Below are 16,598 nucleotides of genomic sequence, written 5' to 3'. Positions count from 1 at the left end.
TTTTAATAATGGAAATCGGGATTATAGCGGTAGCCCTTGCCCTCTTTCACAATCATGCGCTTGTTCACAAGGAACTTGTTCAAATCCACATGGATATTGCGTCCACGCTTGTAGCCGATACTTGCATAACCCTGTTTCAAGGTCTTTAGGACATTCTCGTAACCATATATGACCTGTTTGCCAAAACCGTTTTCCAAAGCTGTCCTGTGCTGTTGCTCCGTCAGTTCTGCCAGTGGAAAGCCCCTGTCTTGGCTGGGTTGCTTGAATACATAACCGTCCACGGCTTCGGGCAATGCGCTGTCGTTGATACGGAATGCGAACGGGTCAAACTCCCGGTCACGTATGTGCATCGCCTTTACCTCGCTTATGTTGCCGTCCTGCGTACTTTTGGTAATTTGCAGGACGGTTTCAGCCTTATTGTTCAGTTCCGTACCGATATGCCCCCTTGTGTTGTCATCCCCCTTGTTCAAATGCAGTACGGTATGGATATGCAGGTTATATCCGCTTGACCAGCGCATCAAGAGGTTGATTAGGTCAGTCGATTCGCTGGGGCTGTTGATGTCATACATCAAGTCACGGATTCCGTCAATGATGAGCAACCCCACATCGGGCATATTTTCAAGCATATAACCGATAATCTGTTTCCGCTTATCGGGTGTCTGCTCCCTTAGCACGATGAAAACAAAATCGTCCCTGTCCTTGTCGGTAGGCAGTCCGGCAAGCCGCAAAATACGCTCCATGACCTTGTGGCAATGGTATTTGCTCTGCTCGGTATCTACATAGAGGATTTTCCGTTTGTTCGGTGGCAGGTATGCCGAATACTTCAATACCTCGTCATTCTTCAACGCTGCCGCAACGATAGCGGAAATGTTGAATGTCTTTTTGCTCTTGGCTTTACCCGTGGATGCACTGAAATTACCCAACGTGCCAATGGTAGAGCCGTTCACCCAGAGTATTTCGGGCGGCACTTCGTAAGTGTCCGTCACCTTTAGATGAATGGTTTTCCAAAGGGCTGCGAAATCCTCTTTCTGCATGGTGATGTCCTGCCCGGCTTCTGTCGCTTTTCTATTTTCCATAGCCGTTATTTCTTTAGAGGACGGTTAAGGATATACTTCTGCGCTTCCTGCTCTATCTGCGCCTGCGTCTTGACCGGGTTCTGACGCAACCATGCTTCCAACTCCGCTTTCTCAAAATAAAGCATTTTGCCCTGCGGCTTGTAATGGGGTATCAAGTTACCCGAAGTCAGCTTGTACAGGTAACTTTTAGAAAGGTTCAAGAACTTGCTCGCTTCATCGAAGCTAAGCACGTTCTTTGAAAGGAACAACATCTTTTCGAGTTCGGAAACTCTTAACTCTAAATTTTTTTCCATATTGTTTAGGAATTTAGGTGAAACAATATGAAGGTGCGCACCCTCGTTTTTTTGTTAACGGGGGCAAAGTTAAGAGCTTGAAAATGAAGTCTAATTGACCTTTGTTTGAGCGTTCAATCTATGCTCAACCTTTTTGCAGTTGTTTGATGTATTTGTCTATGATTTCATATCCTTTCGGATAGATGTTTTTCGCTTGGTCTGTCGCACTCGACAGGTCAGTACGTGTAAGCGGTTCACCTTTTATCTTCTTCAATATCAGTTTATTGTTTGCTATGACAGACTGCCATTCATAAACGATGTAATTATAACAGCTAAGTTGCATCATAAGATAGGCTAACAGACGGGTATTATTAACTTTCAATACCCCATTCAGTTTGCAGTTGAAAAAATCGGTAAGTATTTTGGCACTGACGGTAGTAGTAAACATATTCGCTTCATTCACACAGTCGGTCAGAAGTTTGATTTCATTAGCTTTCAACGTGGACTTGAAAGGATTGCTTTTGCCCACAATCTTGGTTGGATTAGTATCTGCACTTTCCTCTTTCTCTTTTGGCAAGGCTTGCTCTTGGATGGCAACCGCATCTGTATGGTAATTGCTTTCCTGTTCTTGCAGATAGCGCAAATATTTGGAAAGCACGACAAGATTAACGATAATGGACAAATAAGGAAGCCGCCCATCATAACAGGACGGTTCATGCAAATATGCATCCATATCAAAATCAGAGCAGCGGAAACCGATATACTTTTTTCTTTCATCAGAATTCAAGTCCTCAAAATAACCACTTTCCCACAAAAAATCGGGAATATCCATGTCCAATACAATGTTACGCACGACACGGTATTTTTGTTGGATGGCTACAATATTTTCAGTCACACGGAAAATTTCTTGTCGCAAATAATCCTTTAGCTGGGCTTGCGTCAAATATTCACGTTTTAAAAATAGTGCATCTACTTTAGTTTTATAGTCATGAGCTATACAACTATCTAATATCTTCTGTATTTCTCTGAAATTGGTTTCTATATGATTTTCCATAATCGTGTGCCTTTAAACGTTCTTACTACAAATATAAGGTAAGAATCTCACTTTTCCCGAAAACATCGGCAATAATAAGGAAGAAAAGATAGGATAAGCGTTAAGAAATTATAAAGATATGGGGAAGAAAACTATTAAAGTACACCTTTTCTTTGTATTCGTCATTCAGTACACATTTAGTACGCCCTATAAAAGCAGAAAACCCTGATAATCAGGTGATTATCAGGGTTTATTCGTACCCAGACCCGGGGTCGAACCGGGATGGAAGTGAATCCACTGGTGTTTGAGACCAGCGCGTCTACCGATTCCGCCATCTGGGCGCATACTTGATTTCTCAATTGCGGTGCAAAGATACGACATTATTTTGATTCCACAATAGTTTGGCAAAAAAAAGGAGAAAAAAATAATAAAACATATCTTAAACACTTCTCTATTCAGAGAATAAACCGTACATTAGCAGAAACTTTAAAATAGAGTCACTATCATGACAAACCAGGATAATTATTGCGTGATTATGGGTGGCGGCATTGGAAGCCGCTTCTGGCCGTTTAGCCGCAAAACATTGCCCAAACAATTCTTAGATTTCTTCGGAACGGGCCGTTCACTTTTACAACAGACTTTCGACCGGTTCCAAAAGGTTATCCCAACAGAAAATATTTTCATCGTTACCAATGCAATGTATGCGGACTTAGTGAAGGAACAATTACCTGAAGTGAGCGAAAACCAAATTCTGCTGGAACCTGCAAGACGAAATACTGCTCCATGTATAGCATGGGCTTCTTACCATATCCGGGCACTGAATCCAAATGCCAATATCGTAGTTGCGCCTTCAGACCATTTAATATTAAAAGAGGATGAGTTTCTTGCCGCTATCGAAAAAGGACTTGATTTTGTTTCACGCTCTGAAAAGCTACTGACATTAGGTATTAAACCCAATCGTCCGGAAACAGGATATGGATATATACAAATAGATGAACCCGCAGGAGGAAACTTCTATAAAGTAAAAACATTCACTGAAAAACCTGAATTAGAATTAGCTAAAGTATTCGTAGAAAGCGGAGAATTTTACTGGAATTCCGGCCTGTTTATGTGGAATGTAAATACAATCATCAAAGCAAGTGAAGACTTGTTGCCTGAATTAGCTTCCAAACTGGCACCGGGAAAAGATATTTATGCCACCGATAAGGAAAAAGCATTTATTGAAGAAAATTTCCCCGCATGTCCTAATGTATCCATCGACTTCGGTATTATGGAAAAAGCGGATAACGTGTATGTATCGTTAGGAGATTTTGGCTGGTCTGACCTTGGAACCTGGGGATCACTTTATGACTTATCGGAAAGAGACCCGGAAGGCAATGTTACTCTGAAATGCCATTCGCTTATTTATAATAGTAAAGATAATATGGTAGTACTTCCCAAAGGAAAACTGGCCGTAATCGATGGATTGGAAGGATTTCTAATAGCAGAATCCGACAATGTTCTTTTAATCTGCCGCAAAGATGAAGAACATGCCATCCGTAAATATGTGAATGACGCCCAAATGCAACTGGGTGACGATTTCATTTAGCAGCGTATAATACATAGCTGCTACAACAAAAGCCGGATAAGACAATAATATAAATAATGAACGGTGAACTCTCTGCAAACAATCATGCAGTTCGTTCACCGTTCATCGTTTATTATATCGAAAAACTTTGTGTGTCCTTAAACAATCACAGACCTTAGATAATTTCTATTCCCTGCTCTTTACAAAGCTGTAATCCCAGATCCTTCAATCTGAACTTCTGAATCTTTCCACTACCTGTCATCGGGAATTCATTCACAAAGAAGATATATTTCGGAATCTTATAACGGGATATCTTATTTCTACAAAAATCACGAACATCAGCTTCCTGCATTTTCACACCTTCCTGCAAGATAATAAATGCTCCGACCGCCTCACCGTATTTCTTAGAAGGAATACCTGCCACCTGAACATCTTTCACTCCATCAAGTTTATAAAGAAACTCCTCTATTTCGCGCGGATAAATATTCTCGCCACCCCGGATTATCATATCTTTGATACGTCCGGTAATCCGGTAATTTCCATCTTCATCCTTGATACCTAAATCACCGGAATGCAAGAAATTGTTTTCATCAAGCACTTCTGCTGTTGCTTCCGGATTTTTATAATATCCTTTCATGGTGTTATATCCACGGTTGCACATCTCACCTTGTACGCCAACCGGACATTCTTCACCAGTTTCCGGGTCGATCACTTTTACTTCCGTAAATTCAAAATCACGTCCTACCGTATTACAACGTACATCAAACGGATCATCAATACGAGAAGCTGTCATACCCGGTGCAGTCTCTGTCAGTCCATACACACTGGTCACCTTCATATACATTTTCTCCTCCACTTGCTTCATCAGTTCAACAGGACATAGAGAACCTGCCATAATACCTGTACGAAGACAAGACATATCAAAGAGATCAAACATCGGATGATGCAACTCGGCAATAAACATAGTCGGTACGCCATAAAGAGCCGTGCAACGTTCTTTATGAATGGAAGCCAATACAATCAGCGGATCGAAACGTTCCACCATTACTTGCGTACAACCATGAGTCAGACAGTTCATGGTGGCCAACACCACTCCGAAACAATGGAATAACGGAACACAGCAGCAAAGTTTATCATCCGCCGTGAACTTCATGTGTTCACCAGTCAGAAATCCATTATTGGCAATATTATAATGTGTCAGCATTACTCCCTTCGGAAAACCGGTAGTTCCCGATGTATATTGCATATTCACCACATCGTGACAATCCACCTTGCTTTTGAGTTCGCTCAAACAGTCGTCTTCCACATTATTTCCCAATAACAGAATCTCCGCTGTATTATACATACCACGATGTTTCTCCTGTCCTACATACACTACATTTCTCATGTACGGAAAACGTTCACTCTTCAAATGTCCGCGTTCACAGGTTTTCAATTCGGGAAGCATTGTATAGGTCATCTGCACAAAGTCACTGTCCTTCTCGCCATTCACGATACAAAGCGTATGCATATCCGAGTTCTGGCAAAGATACTCCAACTCCGATTGTTTATAGTTCGTATTTACAGTAACATATACCGCACCGATCTTCGCACAAGCATACAACAATGTCAACCAATCGGGAACATTAGCCGCCCAGATACCCACATGGGTACCACGTTCCACCCCAATGGCGATAAGCCCTTTCGCCATATCATCCACACGACGGTTCAACTGACTCCAGGTAAAACGGAGATTGCGGTCGGAATAAACGATATATTCCTTATCGGGAGTCTCTTCAGCCCAGTGCTCGAGCCACTGCCCCAAAGTACGATCAAATAATTGCATGTAATTATACTTAAGTCTTGGTTCCTATTATTTCATTAAATTGGCGTGTAAACTACTGCCAGGATTTTTGCAGCCTGCCCCTCGTAAGCATGTACATGATGAGGAACAATGGAATCATAATAAATGCTATCACCCTCTTCCAGCAAATAGGTATTCTTGCCGTAGCTGATTTCCATGATACCTTCCATAACCATGATAAATTCTTCCCCTTCATGAGAAGAAAGCACGAAGTCGGTATCTTCCGTTGGCATCACATCAATAATAAACGGCTCCATGTGACGATCCGCCTTTGACTTGGACAACGAGTGATATTCCATGTGTTTGCGAGAATGAATCGCGTTATTGGAGAAACTAATCGCATCTTTGGCTTCTTTCTTACGACAAACCACCGGTCCTACTTCATCCTGATCGTCAAGGAAAGTCCCCAGACGTACTCCCAATACACGCGCAATTTTAATTAGCGGTGCAAGAGAAGGTATATCAATGTTATTCTCAATACGTTCAACCTGTTCGATAGCCAAACCCGAACGTTGTGCCAACTCTTCTATGCTTATTGATTTATCTTCGCGGAGGGCTTTAATTTTTTCGCCAACAATCTTACTTGTATCCATTTTGAAAGCATTTTAGTTATCAAAGGTGATAAATTATAATAATTAAGCTGCAAAAATAGCAAAATCTTTAGATGAACACAATTATAACCGAAGAAAATACGACTATCAGGAAGAAAAAGAAGAAACTAAAAAAAGCCGCTCCTCTATAAATGAGGAACGGCTTTAAATCTTTTCGCGACAAGTAGATTACTTACGCAAACCGAGCTCTTTAACAATAGCACGATATCTTTCGATATCTCTTGCTTTCAGGTAATCAAGTAAGCGACGACGCTTACCTACCAACATTGTTAACGCTCTTTCAGTACTATAATCTTTTCTGTTGAGCTTCATGTGCTCAGTCAGGTGAGAAATACGGTAGGAAAACAATGCCACTTGGGCCTCAGCTGAGCCGGTGTCAGTGTTAGACTTTCCGTACTTTCCGAAGATTTCTTGCTTTTTAGCAGCGTCTAAATACATAATTCTTAGAATTTTAATTGATAAATTATTCTTTTGAGCGTGCAAAGATAGGCATTATCTTTATATCACACAACGATTTACAAGAAAAAATTGCTATCATTGCGCATATTTCTAATCCTATTTTCGTACCTTTGCAGCCAAATAATAGGTATTATATGCAAAATATTCGAAACATTGCAATCATTGCCCATGTTGACCATGGGAAAACAACGCTGGTTGACAAGATGCTATTGGCCGGAAATTTATTCCGCAGCAACCAAAATAGTGGTGAACTTATCCTGGATAACAACGATTTGGAACGTGAACGTGGTATAACGATTCTCTCCAAAAATGTATCCATCAATTACAACGGTACAAAGATTAATATTATTGATACTCCGGGACACAGCGACTTCGGTGGTGAGGTAGAACGTGTATTGAATATGGCCGACGGTTGTATTCTGTTGGTAGACGCCTTTGAAGGTCCGATGCCCCAGACTCGTTTCGTACTGCAAAAGGCACTGGAAATCGGTTTGAAACCTATCGTGGTAGTTAATAAGGTAGATAAACCTAACTGCCGTCCGGAAGAAGTTTACGAAATGGTTTTCGATTTGATGTTCAGCCTGAATGCAACGGAGGACCAACTGGACTTCCCCGTAATCTACGGTTCCGCCAAGAACAACTGGATGAGCACCGACTGGAAGCAACAGACTGACAGTATTACTCCGCTACTGGATTGTATCATCGAAAATATTCCGGCACCCAAACAATTGGAAGGTACTCCCCAGATGTTGATTACTTCTCTGGATTATTCTTCTTATACCGGTCGTATCGCTGTAGGCCGCGTACATCGCGGTACATTAAAAGAAGGTATGAATATAACGCTTGCGAAACGTAACGGTGATATGCTCAAGAGCAAAATCAAAGAGCTCCATGTTTTCGAAGGTTTAGGCCGCGTGAAAACAAACGAAGTTTCTTCCGGTGACATCTGCGCACTGGTAGGTATCGACGGTTTCGAAATTGGAGATACTGTTTGTGATTTCGAGAACCCGGAAGCATTGCCGCCAATCGCAATCGACGAACCGACCATGAGTATGCTGTTTGCTATCAACGATTCTCCTTTCTTCGGTAAAGATGGCAAGTTTGTGACTTCACGTCATATCCACGACCGTCTGATGAAGGAGCTCGACAAGAATCTGGCTCTCCGCGTAAGAAAAAGTGAAGAAGACGGTAAATGGATTGTTTCCGGCCGTGGCGTACTCCACCTTTCTGTATTAATTGAAACAATGCGCCGAGAGGGATATGAATTGCAGGTAGGTCAGCCGCAGGTTATCTTCAGAGAAATCGACGGTGTGAAATGCGAGCCGATTGAAGAACTGACCATCAACGTACCGGAAGAATATTCCAGCAAAATTATAGATATGGTTACTCGCCGTAAAGGTGAAATGGTCAAGATGGAAAATACAGGTGAACGTATCAATCTTGAGTTCAATATGCCTTCACGCGGTATCATCGGTTTGCGTACCAATGTACTGACTGCCTCTGCCGGCGAAGCCATCATGGCACACCGCTTCAAAGAATATCAACCGCACAAAGGAGAAATCGAACGTCGTACGAACGGTTCTATGATTGCTATGGAAAGCGGAACAGCTTTTGCTTATGCCATCGACAAATTGCAGGATCGCGGTAAATTCTTTATCTTCCCGCAGGACGAAGTTTATGCAGGACAAGTAGTAGGCGAACACTCTCATGACAACGACCTGGTTATCAACGTAACCAAATCGAAGAAATTGACGAATATGCGTGCTTCCGGTTCGGATGATAAAGTACGCCTGATTCCACCTATCCAGTTCTCACTTGAAGAAGCACTGGAATATATTAAGGAAGATGAATATGTAGAAGTTACTCCTAAAGCAATGCGTATGCGTAAAGTGATTTTGGACGAAATCGAACGTAAACGTGCAAACAAGAACTAACCATTCTTTCATAATATTATAAAAGAGCCCCCCGGTTAAACGCAGTGTTCAACCGGGGGGCTCTTTTTCCCATAAGTATTACTAATACAACAGTAATCCTACCACACCCGCCAGACAAATCAACAGAATAGGATGAAGATTCCATTTCCATGTAACCAAAAAGGCGGCTGCGAAAATACCGATACTTTTATAGTCTATAAAATTCTCTCTATTCATCATAAGTAATGCAGCCGAAGCAATCAGCGCGACCGACATAGGAAGCAGTCCAGACATAGCCGCTTTAATATACTTATTATCCTTACACTTCGCAAAGAAATAAGAAATGAGCAACACCAAAATAAAAGAAGGCAAGCAAACGGCTACAGTGGCCAACACAGCTCCCCAAACACTTTGTGTTACCGCATAACCTACGTAAGTAGCACTATTTATGCCAATCGGTCCCGGAGTCATCTGCGAAATTGCGACCACATCCGTAAACTGTTGAGGAGTCAGCCAATGATGAAGATCCACTATTTCATGTTGAATCAGGGAAAGCATCGCATATCCACCCCCAAAACCGAACATACCTATTTTAAGATACACCCAAAGTAATTGCCAATATATCATACCTGTTTATTCGCTATTTTTTCTTTCAACCATAATGTATATACCAATCCCCCTATAATTCCGGCCACCACAATATAAATAGGTGATAAGCCGAACTGCCAGATCAACACGGTAGCTATGGCAGGAGCAATCAACTGAAAACACTTCAGTTTCAAAGCTCTAACAGCAGAAATGCAAGGAAACAGAATCAATGCTACCACGGCAGGACGTATTCCATTAAAGATACGAATCATCACTTCATTATCCTGAAACTGTGCAAAAAACATGGCTATCAGCATCATGATAACGAAAGAGGGAAGAATCGTAGCCAATGCACACACCAGGCTACCACCCACCTTATACAACTTATATCCTACAAAAATAGAAATATTCACTGCAAACACACCCGGAAGCGACTGCGTCAAAGCAAACATCTCCATAAATTCTTCTTTATTCATCCATTGCTTGTTAACAATCTCCCGTTCAATCAACGGAATCATGGCATAACCGCCACCAATAGTAAACATTCCAATCTTCGCAAATGTCACGAATAATTTTAAATACTCCAGTACCATCCTTTCTTTCTAATTTTCCGATATTTTGTGTTTATTTTTTAATGAGCCCTTTGGCTGCATCATATCCAATCTGATAACTGCGTCCTTTCACAGTTTTAAAGGAGATAGTCTGATCCGCATACTTTATGACACAGTCGCCTCCTGCATTAGAGCGTACAACAGCTTCTTTCAATTGATGATTCTCCCAGATCACATCCACCTCAAAATTTCCTTTTGCACAGATACCACTGATAGAACCGTCTTTCCATGCATCCGGCAAAGCCGGTAATAATTGAATAAAGCCCATGTGACTTTGGAGCAGCATTTCGATGATTCCCGCTGTCCCACCAAAGTTCCCATCAATTTGGAAAGGCGGATGCGTATCCCACAAATTATCCATGGTTCCGTTCTTCAATAAATTGCCGAATAAAGTATAAGCATGATTACCATCCTGCAAACGCGCCCACTGATTCAACTTCCAACCCATACTCCAACCGGTAGCACCATCACCACGATGCACCAATACCACTTTAGCAGCTTTCGCCAGTTCGGGAGTAGTGACCGGAGAAACAGTATGTCCCGGATGCAGGCCGAACAGATGATTCACATGACGATGTTCATCTTTCGGATCATCAATATCCACCGACCATTCCATCAACTGACCATAACGACCTATTTGATAGGGAACGAGATTGGCAAGCACATGCTCCCATTGCTTACGTTCTTTCTTATCTACACCCAACACTTTACTTGCTTCAATCGCATCCATCAGAATTTCACGCACTACGGCATGCACAAAAGTAGCTCCCTGATCGATAGGACCATGCTCGGGCGAAGTGGACGGAGCAGCCGTATAGGTTCCATCCGGCTTATGCCACAGGTAATCGACTACAAAATCCGCACTACTCTTAATTAGTTCATAGCCGGTTTCTTTCAGAAATTTCAAGTCTCTTGTATAGTCGTAATACTCCCATATATGAGTAGCCAGCCAGGGACCTGCCATCGGATTGAAGTTCCACGACATATCCTGACTTTCCAACGGAGTGGTAAAGCCGAAAATATTGCCGGAGATAGATGCCGTCCATCCTCTTGCTCCGAAATAAGCTTGTGCAGTCTTCTCCCCCGGTTTCACCAGTGTACGGATAAAGTCAATCAACGGAAGCACGCACTCATTCAAGTTGGTAGAACAAGCAGGCCAATAATTCATCTGGATATTGATGTTATTATGATAATCCACACGCCACGGTCCATCGACATTATTGTGCCAAATCCCCTGTAGATTAGCAGGCATATTGCCCGGACGGGAACTGGCAATCAGAAGATAACGTCCAAATTGATAATACAACTCTTCCAGATAATAATCCGGCTGTCCTTTCCGATAATTTTTCAGACGTTGGGAAGTAGGCAGATTCACTCCTTTCACCGCTGGGTTCAGATTCAGCCGAACCCGGTTGAACAGAGTAGCATAATCATTATAATGTTGATTGAATAAAGCTGTATATCCCTGCGCCACTGCATTATTCATCCACTGCTTTGTCGTTTCTTCGGGATTAACGCCTATATATGTTTTCGGATCTTTGAAATCCGGATCAAAGTTAATCTTATAGTCAGTGTCCGCTGTGATATAAAATACAACTTCGTCTGCATCCTTCACCGTCAACTTTCCATCTGCATTAGACAGTGTTCCTCCTTTTGTTTCTGCCTGGATGCGCACAACATACTTCATTCCATTATTATCCAAAGAAGCTGTGTAAACCAGTCCTTTATTTCCATCAGAAACCATGCTGCCGGTAGACAGGGGATTGGGCGCATAACTGAAAACCAGATTTTGTTTCCCCGATTGATCCGCGCTGAAACGTACCACCATTACATTGGCGGGGTAAGAGATAAAAAAATTGCGTTGATAAGCCACACGATCCTTTTTGAATTGTACGACTGCCATAGCCGAATCCAAAGAAAGAATGCGCTTATAATCGCTCATTCCTATCATATTCAGTCCGGTTTCTACATAAAACTCTCCCATTGTAGTAAAGCTACCGAAACGGAAAGGATTTTCTCCGTCAGCTTCATACGAAACTTCACTATTGAAGTTCTGTCGCGTTAGCATTTCAGCCTTTTTCTGATCTCCCTCTGTAAATGCTTTGCGTATTTCATCTAAAAGATGGGCCGATTGTTTATTGACATTCCAATAATAGTCCGCACCTTTCGCTGTGTTCGGACCACCGCGCCAAAGCGTTTTTTCATTGAAAGTGATACGTTCGGCTTCCACCGATCCCATAATATTTGCGCCGAGGCTACCGTTACCAATAGGCAATGACTGTGACTCCCAACTGGCATCCAGGTTATGTCCGCTTCCTGCTGTTACCGGTTTATTTTCATCTTTCCACAAATCCGGTCTTCCGCCATACCAGGCAGCATATCCCTGCAAAGTATTCGGAGTATCAAACCAGATGGAAAGTCCTTGAGTATAATCTGTTTCTCCCGCATAAAGCCCGGAGGTAAGGAATAGGGAACTAATAAGAAGGAAATAAAAATTCTTCATGGTCGTCGCGTCGTTATTTAAGATTAATAACCTATTTATAGTCTGTACAAAAGTAGTCAAAATATATATCTAATAAAAATAAAACAGAATCTCAACAACCTCTATAATGAGGTAAAATTACATCAAACCATCCGACAGTATTTTTTTCACGACCCAATACCCGACTCTGGCCTCTGAAATCCCTGACAACAACCGATGAGGACAGACAAACGCATCATCAATAATTTCTGCTTCCATATAATAAAAGCAACAGGAAGAATCCTTTTCAAAGACTTTCGCATATTCCAAAATATGTGTCGATATCAAGAAATGACAATGAGAGAAGCTTTTCAGTAATTCATTGACGGCAACGGAGACTTCAAACGCATCTTTAGCATTCGTCCCGCGAAACATCTCATCTAATACCACCAAACAGCGTTTTCCGGTCACAGCTTTTTGCATCACTTCTTTAATACGGAGTACTTCCGCCATAAAATGACTTCGTCCGTCCCGCAAAGAATCCGGCAGATTAATAGAGGTATAAATCCCCTCGTAAAGAGGACAAATCATTGATTTCACAGGAACAGGCAAACCGCAATGTGCCAACCAGACAGCCAAGGTCAATGCCTTTAAAGTTGTTGACTTTCCCGCCATATTAGAGCCTGTAAAAATGCATATATTTCCCCGGGACATCTGCCAACTGTTTGGCTGCGCATCTTTCACAAAAGGATGAACGACTCCCTCCACCGAGAAGTCCATTGTCAGTACCATTACCGGCATACAACAGAAGTTCTTCTCTTTTGCCACCCGGTGAGCTGTACGGCAAACATCAAGTAGATATATAACAGACAGAAGTTCCTTCAAAGATAACAACCGAGTACACCGGAACAGATAATCGAATTTGTCTATGACAAAGTTAGATAGTCGTTTTTCCTCATCAGAGGTCTGCTCCAATACTTCCTCCAATTCACTTCCATGGAGAATATTATCAATCATAGCAGCAGATTCTTTCATGAGTTGCGGGGCGCCCTGTGGTAGTTCTGTCGCCCATTCCTTCAGACAATGCAAGAGATGAACCACTAATTTCACCCCTCTGCAGATCACATAACGGGTCGAATCATATCGCACCAGACGGTCGATAACAGTAGCACATGAAAGTAAAATATGAGCTTCCCGTATCTGGTCACGATAAGCCAGGTAATACTCAATAAAATCCAGCTCTTCTTCATTCAAAAGAAGTTCGGGCAAAGCATCCCAGACAATAGCCTCCTGTCTTTTACGGATTTCCCCCAAATCACTTAGCGGATACATAATCCAGTTCAACATCAGCGCTTTTCCTTCTTTTGTCTCTGTTTTGGAAAACAAAGAGAAAAGAAATTGCTCATTATTAGCAGTCTCTGTAATGCTTAGATCCGCATAGGTCTGTTTGTCAGTAGCTAGATATACCATAACCGCCTTTAAAGGTTAGTACTCCTGTTTTGGCAAATATAGGGAAAAGTTTTAAACAAACAGCATTTATTCTCATAGAAAGGCACAGGCATAAACAAAAAAGGCGGTTCGAAATCGAACCACCTTCCATATTATATCTGATTCTCCAATTAGAGTTTCGGACCAGCAGCAACCAAAGCCTTACCAGCTTCGTTACCAGTAAATTTAGCGAAGTTCTTGATGAAACGTCCAGCCAAATCTTTAGCTTTTTCTTCCCATTGGCAAGCACATTCGTAAGTGTCGCGTGGGTCAAGGATCTTCGGATCAACACCCGGAAGTTCTGTAGGAACAACAAAGTCGAAGAAAGGAATAACCTTAGTAGGAGCTTTGTCAATAGAACCATCAAGGATAGCATCGATGATACCACGAGTATCTTTGATAGAGATACGTTTGCCGGAACCATTCCATCCAGTGTTAACCAAGTATGCTTTAGCACCAGTCATCTCCATCTTCTTAACCAGTTCTTCTGCATATTTAGTCGGATGCAATGACAAGAAAGCAGCACCGAAGCAAGCAGAGAATGTCGGAGTCGGTTCAGTGATACCACGTTCTGTACCAGCCAATTTAGCTGTAAATCCAGACAAGAAGTAGTATTGAGCCTGTGCCGGGTTCAAGATAGATACTGGAGGCAATACACCGAATGCATCAGCAGACAAGAAGATAACTTGTTTTGCATGAGGACCTTTAGACACCGGTTTAACGATGTTTTCGATGTGATAGATAGGATAAGAAACACGAGTGTTTTCAGTCACGCTCTTATCTGTGAAATCAATCTTACCGTTAGCATCAACAGTTACGTTTTCAAGCAAAGCGTCACGTTTGATAGCATTGTAGATATCCGGTTCACTTTCTTTATCCAGGTTGATAACCTTAGCGTAGCAACCACCTTCGTAGTTGAATACACCTTCGTTATCCCATCCGTGTTCGTCGTCACCGATCAATTTACGTTTCGGGTCAGTAGACAAAGTAGTCTTACCTGTACCAGACAATCCGAAGAAGATAGCAGAGCTAGTTCCTTCCATATCAGTGTTAGCAGAACAGTGCATAGAAGCGATACCACGAAGCGGGTTCATGTAGTTCATGATAGAGAACATACCCTTCTTCATTTCACCACCGTACCAAGTATTCAGGATTACTTGTTCTTTAGTCTTCAGGTTGAATACTGTAGCAGTTTCAGAGTTCAAGCCCAGTTCTTTGTAGTTGTCAACTTTTGCTTTAGAAGCGTTGAAACATACGAAATCAGGTTCTCCGTAGTTAGCAAGTTCTTCAGCAGTCGGGCGGATGAACATGTTAGTTACGAAGTGAGCCTGCCAAGCTACTTCCATGATGAAACGTACTTTCATACGAGTAGCTTCGTTAGCACCACAGAAAGTATCAACAACGAACAAACGTTTGCCGGAAAGTTGTTTTACAGCTTTAGCTTTCAAGTCAGCCCAAGCTTCTTCAGTACATGGTTTGTTGTCGTTTTTGTAATCTTCAGAAGTCCACCATACAGAATCAGCAGAAGCTTCATTCTTAACGAAGAATTTATCTTTAGGAGAACGACCGGTATAGATACCTGTCATCACGTTCACAGCGCCTAATTCAGTTACTTGACCTTTTTCAAAGCCTTCCAGACTCGGTTTTGTTTCTTCAGCGAACAAAACATCATAAGACGGATTGTGCAAAATCTCGGTCACACCTGTGATGCCGTACTTGCTTAAATCTAAATTTGCCATTTTCTTTGAATTAATTAAAATTGGTATTTTGTTTTCTATCTCTTTTCACCTTAACATGGGGAGCTTTGGATAGTCCCTTGTAAATCCGGCTACAAAAGTAATACTTTCTTTGGAAAGGAAGAAGGTATTAGAGAAATTTTTCCCTAATTGAAACTCTTTTATAAATTCCTAACAATATCTGCAAACTGAATATTGCAATTTGAAAGATTATCGTTTACTTTGCAAGTCAGTATGCTAGCAATGCTGTGAAAATGAGATTAAAATCTGATTAAAATATAATATGAAAGTAATTGATTTTGGCCAAACTAATTCGATTCTAAACCAGTACATATCCGAAATTAGAAATGTAGAAGTTCAGAACGACCGCCTGCGTTTCCGCCGTAACATCGAACGGATCGGAGAAATCATGGCTTATGAAATGAGTAAAGAGTTTAAATACTCGGTAAAGAACATCCAGACACCACTGGGAATCGCTCCGGTCAGTACGCCGGACAACAATTTAGTAATCAGTACGATCCTGCGTGCAGGTCTGCCTTTCCATCAAGGTTTCCTTAGTTATTTCGACGGAGCGGAGAATGCGTTTGTTTCCGCTTACCGCAAATATAAAGATACGCTAAAATTCGATATACACATAGAATATATCGCTTCTCCCCGCATTGATGACAAAACGCTGATTATCACCGATCCTATGTTAGCAACAGGAGGCAGTATGGAACTAAGTTACCAGGCAATGTTGACGAAAGGTCATCCCGCTGAAATTCACGTTGCTTCCATTATTGCCAGCCAAAAGGCCATTGACCATATAAAGAATGTATTTCCTGAAGACAAGACAACCATTTGGTGCGCTGCCATTGATCCGGAAATCAATGAACATTCTTATATTGTTCCGGGATTGGGTGACGCAGGCGACCTTGCCTATGGTGAAAAAGAATAAACG

Annotated in this window: 14 protein-coding genes and 1 tRNA gene; 3 read left to right on the top strand and 12 right to left on the bottom strand. The window is 41.8% G+C overall.

The genetic code is table 11. The features are described 5' to 3' along the window. Positions 1–2 precede the first annotated feature (2 nt). The 4 genes from DXA54_RS05410 to DXA54_RS05395 all read right to left on the bottom strand — a co-directional run bounded on the left by DXA54_RS05410 (position 3) and on the right by DXA54_RS05395 (position 2,722). Positions 3–1,076, bottom strand: a complete 1,074-nt coding sequence (locus tag DXA54_RS05410; RefSeq protein ID WP_004323659.1) for an AAA family ATPase — start codon at positions 1,074–1,076, stop codon at positions 3–5. 5 nt (positions 1,077–1,081) lie between these two features. Then, the gene (locus tag DXA54_RS05405; RefSeq protein ID WP_005944327.1) at positions 1,082–1,369 is read right to left on the bottom strand and encodes a helix-turn-helix domain-containing protein; all 288 of its coding nucleotides are present in this window, start codon (positions 1,367–1,369) and stop codon (positions 1,082–1,084) included. Between the two features lie 124 nt (positions 1,370–1,493). Beyond that, positions 1,494–2,402 carry a hypothetical protein gene (locus DXA54_RS05400; protein WP_007479974.1) on the bottom strand — a complete coding sequence of 303 codons (909 nt, stop codon included), beginning with the start codon at positions 2,400–2,402 and terminating at the stop codon, positions 1,494–1,496. Positions 2,403–2,638: 236 nt separating this feature from the next. Beyond that, positions 2,639–2,722, bottom strand: a tRNA-Leu gene (locus DXA54_RS05395). A gap of 164 nt (positions 2,723–2,886) precedes the next feature. On the opposite strand from DXA54_RS05395, the gene DXA54_RS05390 reads away from it, so the two are divergent. Continuing rightward, positions 2,887–3,969 carry a mannose-1-phosphate guanylyltransferase gene (locus DXA54_RS05390; protein ID WP_004296398.1) on the top strand — a complete coding sequence of 361 codons (1,083 nt, stop codon included), beginning with the start codon at positions 2,887–2,889 and terminating at the stop codon, positions 3,967–3,969. A gap of 154 nt (positions 3,970–4,123) precedes the next feature. Here the strand turns inward: DXA54_RS05390 and DXA54_RS05385 are convergent, their stop codons facing one another. The 3 genes from DXA54_RS05385 to rpsO all read right to left on the bottom strand — a co-directional run bounded on the left by DXA54_RS05385 (position 4,124) and on the right by rpsO (position 6,840). Further along, entirely contained in the window at positions 4,124–5,773 is a 1,650-nt protein-coding gene (locus DXA54_RS05385) for an AMP-binding protein (RefSeq protein WP_004296397.1), read from the bottom strand. A gap of 35 nt (positions 5,774–5,808) precedes the next feature. Then, positions 5,809–6,384, bottom strand: a complete 576-nt coding sequence (locus DXA54_RS05380) for a helix-turn-helix domain-containing protein (protein WP_004296396.1) — start codon at positions 6,382–6,384, stop codon at positions 5,809–5,811. Positions 6,385–6,570: 186 nt separating this feature from the next. Continuing rightward, a complete protein-coding gene (gene rpsO / locus DXA54_RS05375) occupies positions 6,571–6,840 on the bottom strand; it encodes a 30S ribosomal protein S15 (protein ID WP_004296393.1) in 270 nt (89 codons plus the stop codon). 155 nt (positions 6,841–6,995) lie between these two features. Between rpsO and typA the strand changes: the two genes are divergently transcribed. Then, positions 6,996–8,795, top strand: a complete 1,800-nt coding sequence (gene typA / locus DXA54_RS05370) for a translational GTPase TypA (protein ID WP_004302390.1) — start codon at positions 6,996–6,998, stop codon at positions 8,793–8,795. 81 nt (positions 8,796–8,876) lie between these two features. Here typA and DXA54_RS05365 read toward each other — a convergent pair whose 3' ends face one another. The 5 genes from DXA54_RS05365 to pckA all read right to left on the bottom strand — a co-directional run bounded on the left by DXA54_RS05365 (position 8,877) and on the right by pckA (position 15,661). Further along, positions 8,877–9,401 carry a chromate transporter gene (locus DXA54_RS05365; protein ID WP_004296410.1) on the bottom strand — a complete coding sequence of 175 codons (525 nt, stop codon included), beginning with the start codon at positions 9,399–9,401 and terminating at the stop codon, positions 8,877–8,879. Continuing rightward, positions 9,398–9,955 (bottom strand): chromate transporter, encoded by a 558-nt coding sequence (locus DXA54_RS05360; protein WP_004310700.1) that lies wholly within the window; start codon positions 9,953–9,955, stop codon positions 9,398–9,400. Before DXA54_RS05360 ends, DXA54_RS05365 begins: the two co-directional genes overlap by 4 nt. 31 nt (positions 9,956–9,986) lie before the next feature. Then, a complete protein-coding gene (locus tag DXA54_RS05355) occupies positions 9,987–12,476 on the bottom strand; it encodes a glycosyl hydrolase family 95 catalytic domain-containing protein (RefSeq protein ID WP_008646370.1) in 2,490 nt (829 codons plus the stop codon). A gap of 117 nt (positions 12,477–12,593) precedes the next feature. Next, positions 12,594–13,904 (bottom strand): MutS-related protein, encoded by a 1,311-nt coding sequence (locus DXA54_RS05350; RefSeq protein ID WP_055167326.1) that lies wholly within the window; start codon positions 13,902–13,904, stop codon positions 12,594–12,596. 149 nt (positions 13,905–14,053) lie between these two features. Further along, positions 14,054–15,661 carry a phosphoenolpyruvate carboxykinase (ATP) gene (gene pckA, locus DXA54_RS05345; RefSeq protein ID WP_004296417.1) on the bottom strand — a complete coding sequence of 536 codons (1,608 nt, stop codon included), beginning with the start codon at positions 15,659–15,661 and terminating at the stop codon, positions 14,054–14,056. A 280-nt stretch (positions 15,662–15,941) separates the two neighbouring features. Between pckA and upp the strand changes: the two genes are divergently transcribed. Next, positions 15,942–16,595, top strand: coding sequence for a uracil phosphoribosyltransferase (upp, locus tag DXA54_RS05340; RefSeq protein ID WP_004310703.1), 654 nt, complete (start codon positions 15,942–15,944; stop codon positions 16,593–16,595). The last annotated feature ends 3 nt before the right edge of the window (positions 16,596–16,598 follow it).

Source organism: Bacteroides sp. OF03-11BH (assembly GCF_003604005.1).
GTDB classification, from domain to species: domain Bacteria; phylum Bacteroidota; class Bacteroidia; order Bacteroidales; family Bacteroidaceae; genus Bacteroides; species Bacteroides ovatus.
This window is presented reverse-complemented; position numbering and strand designations above follow the sequence as displayed.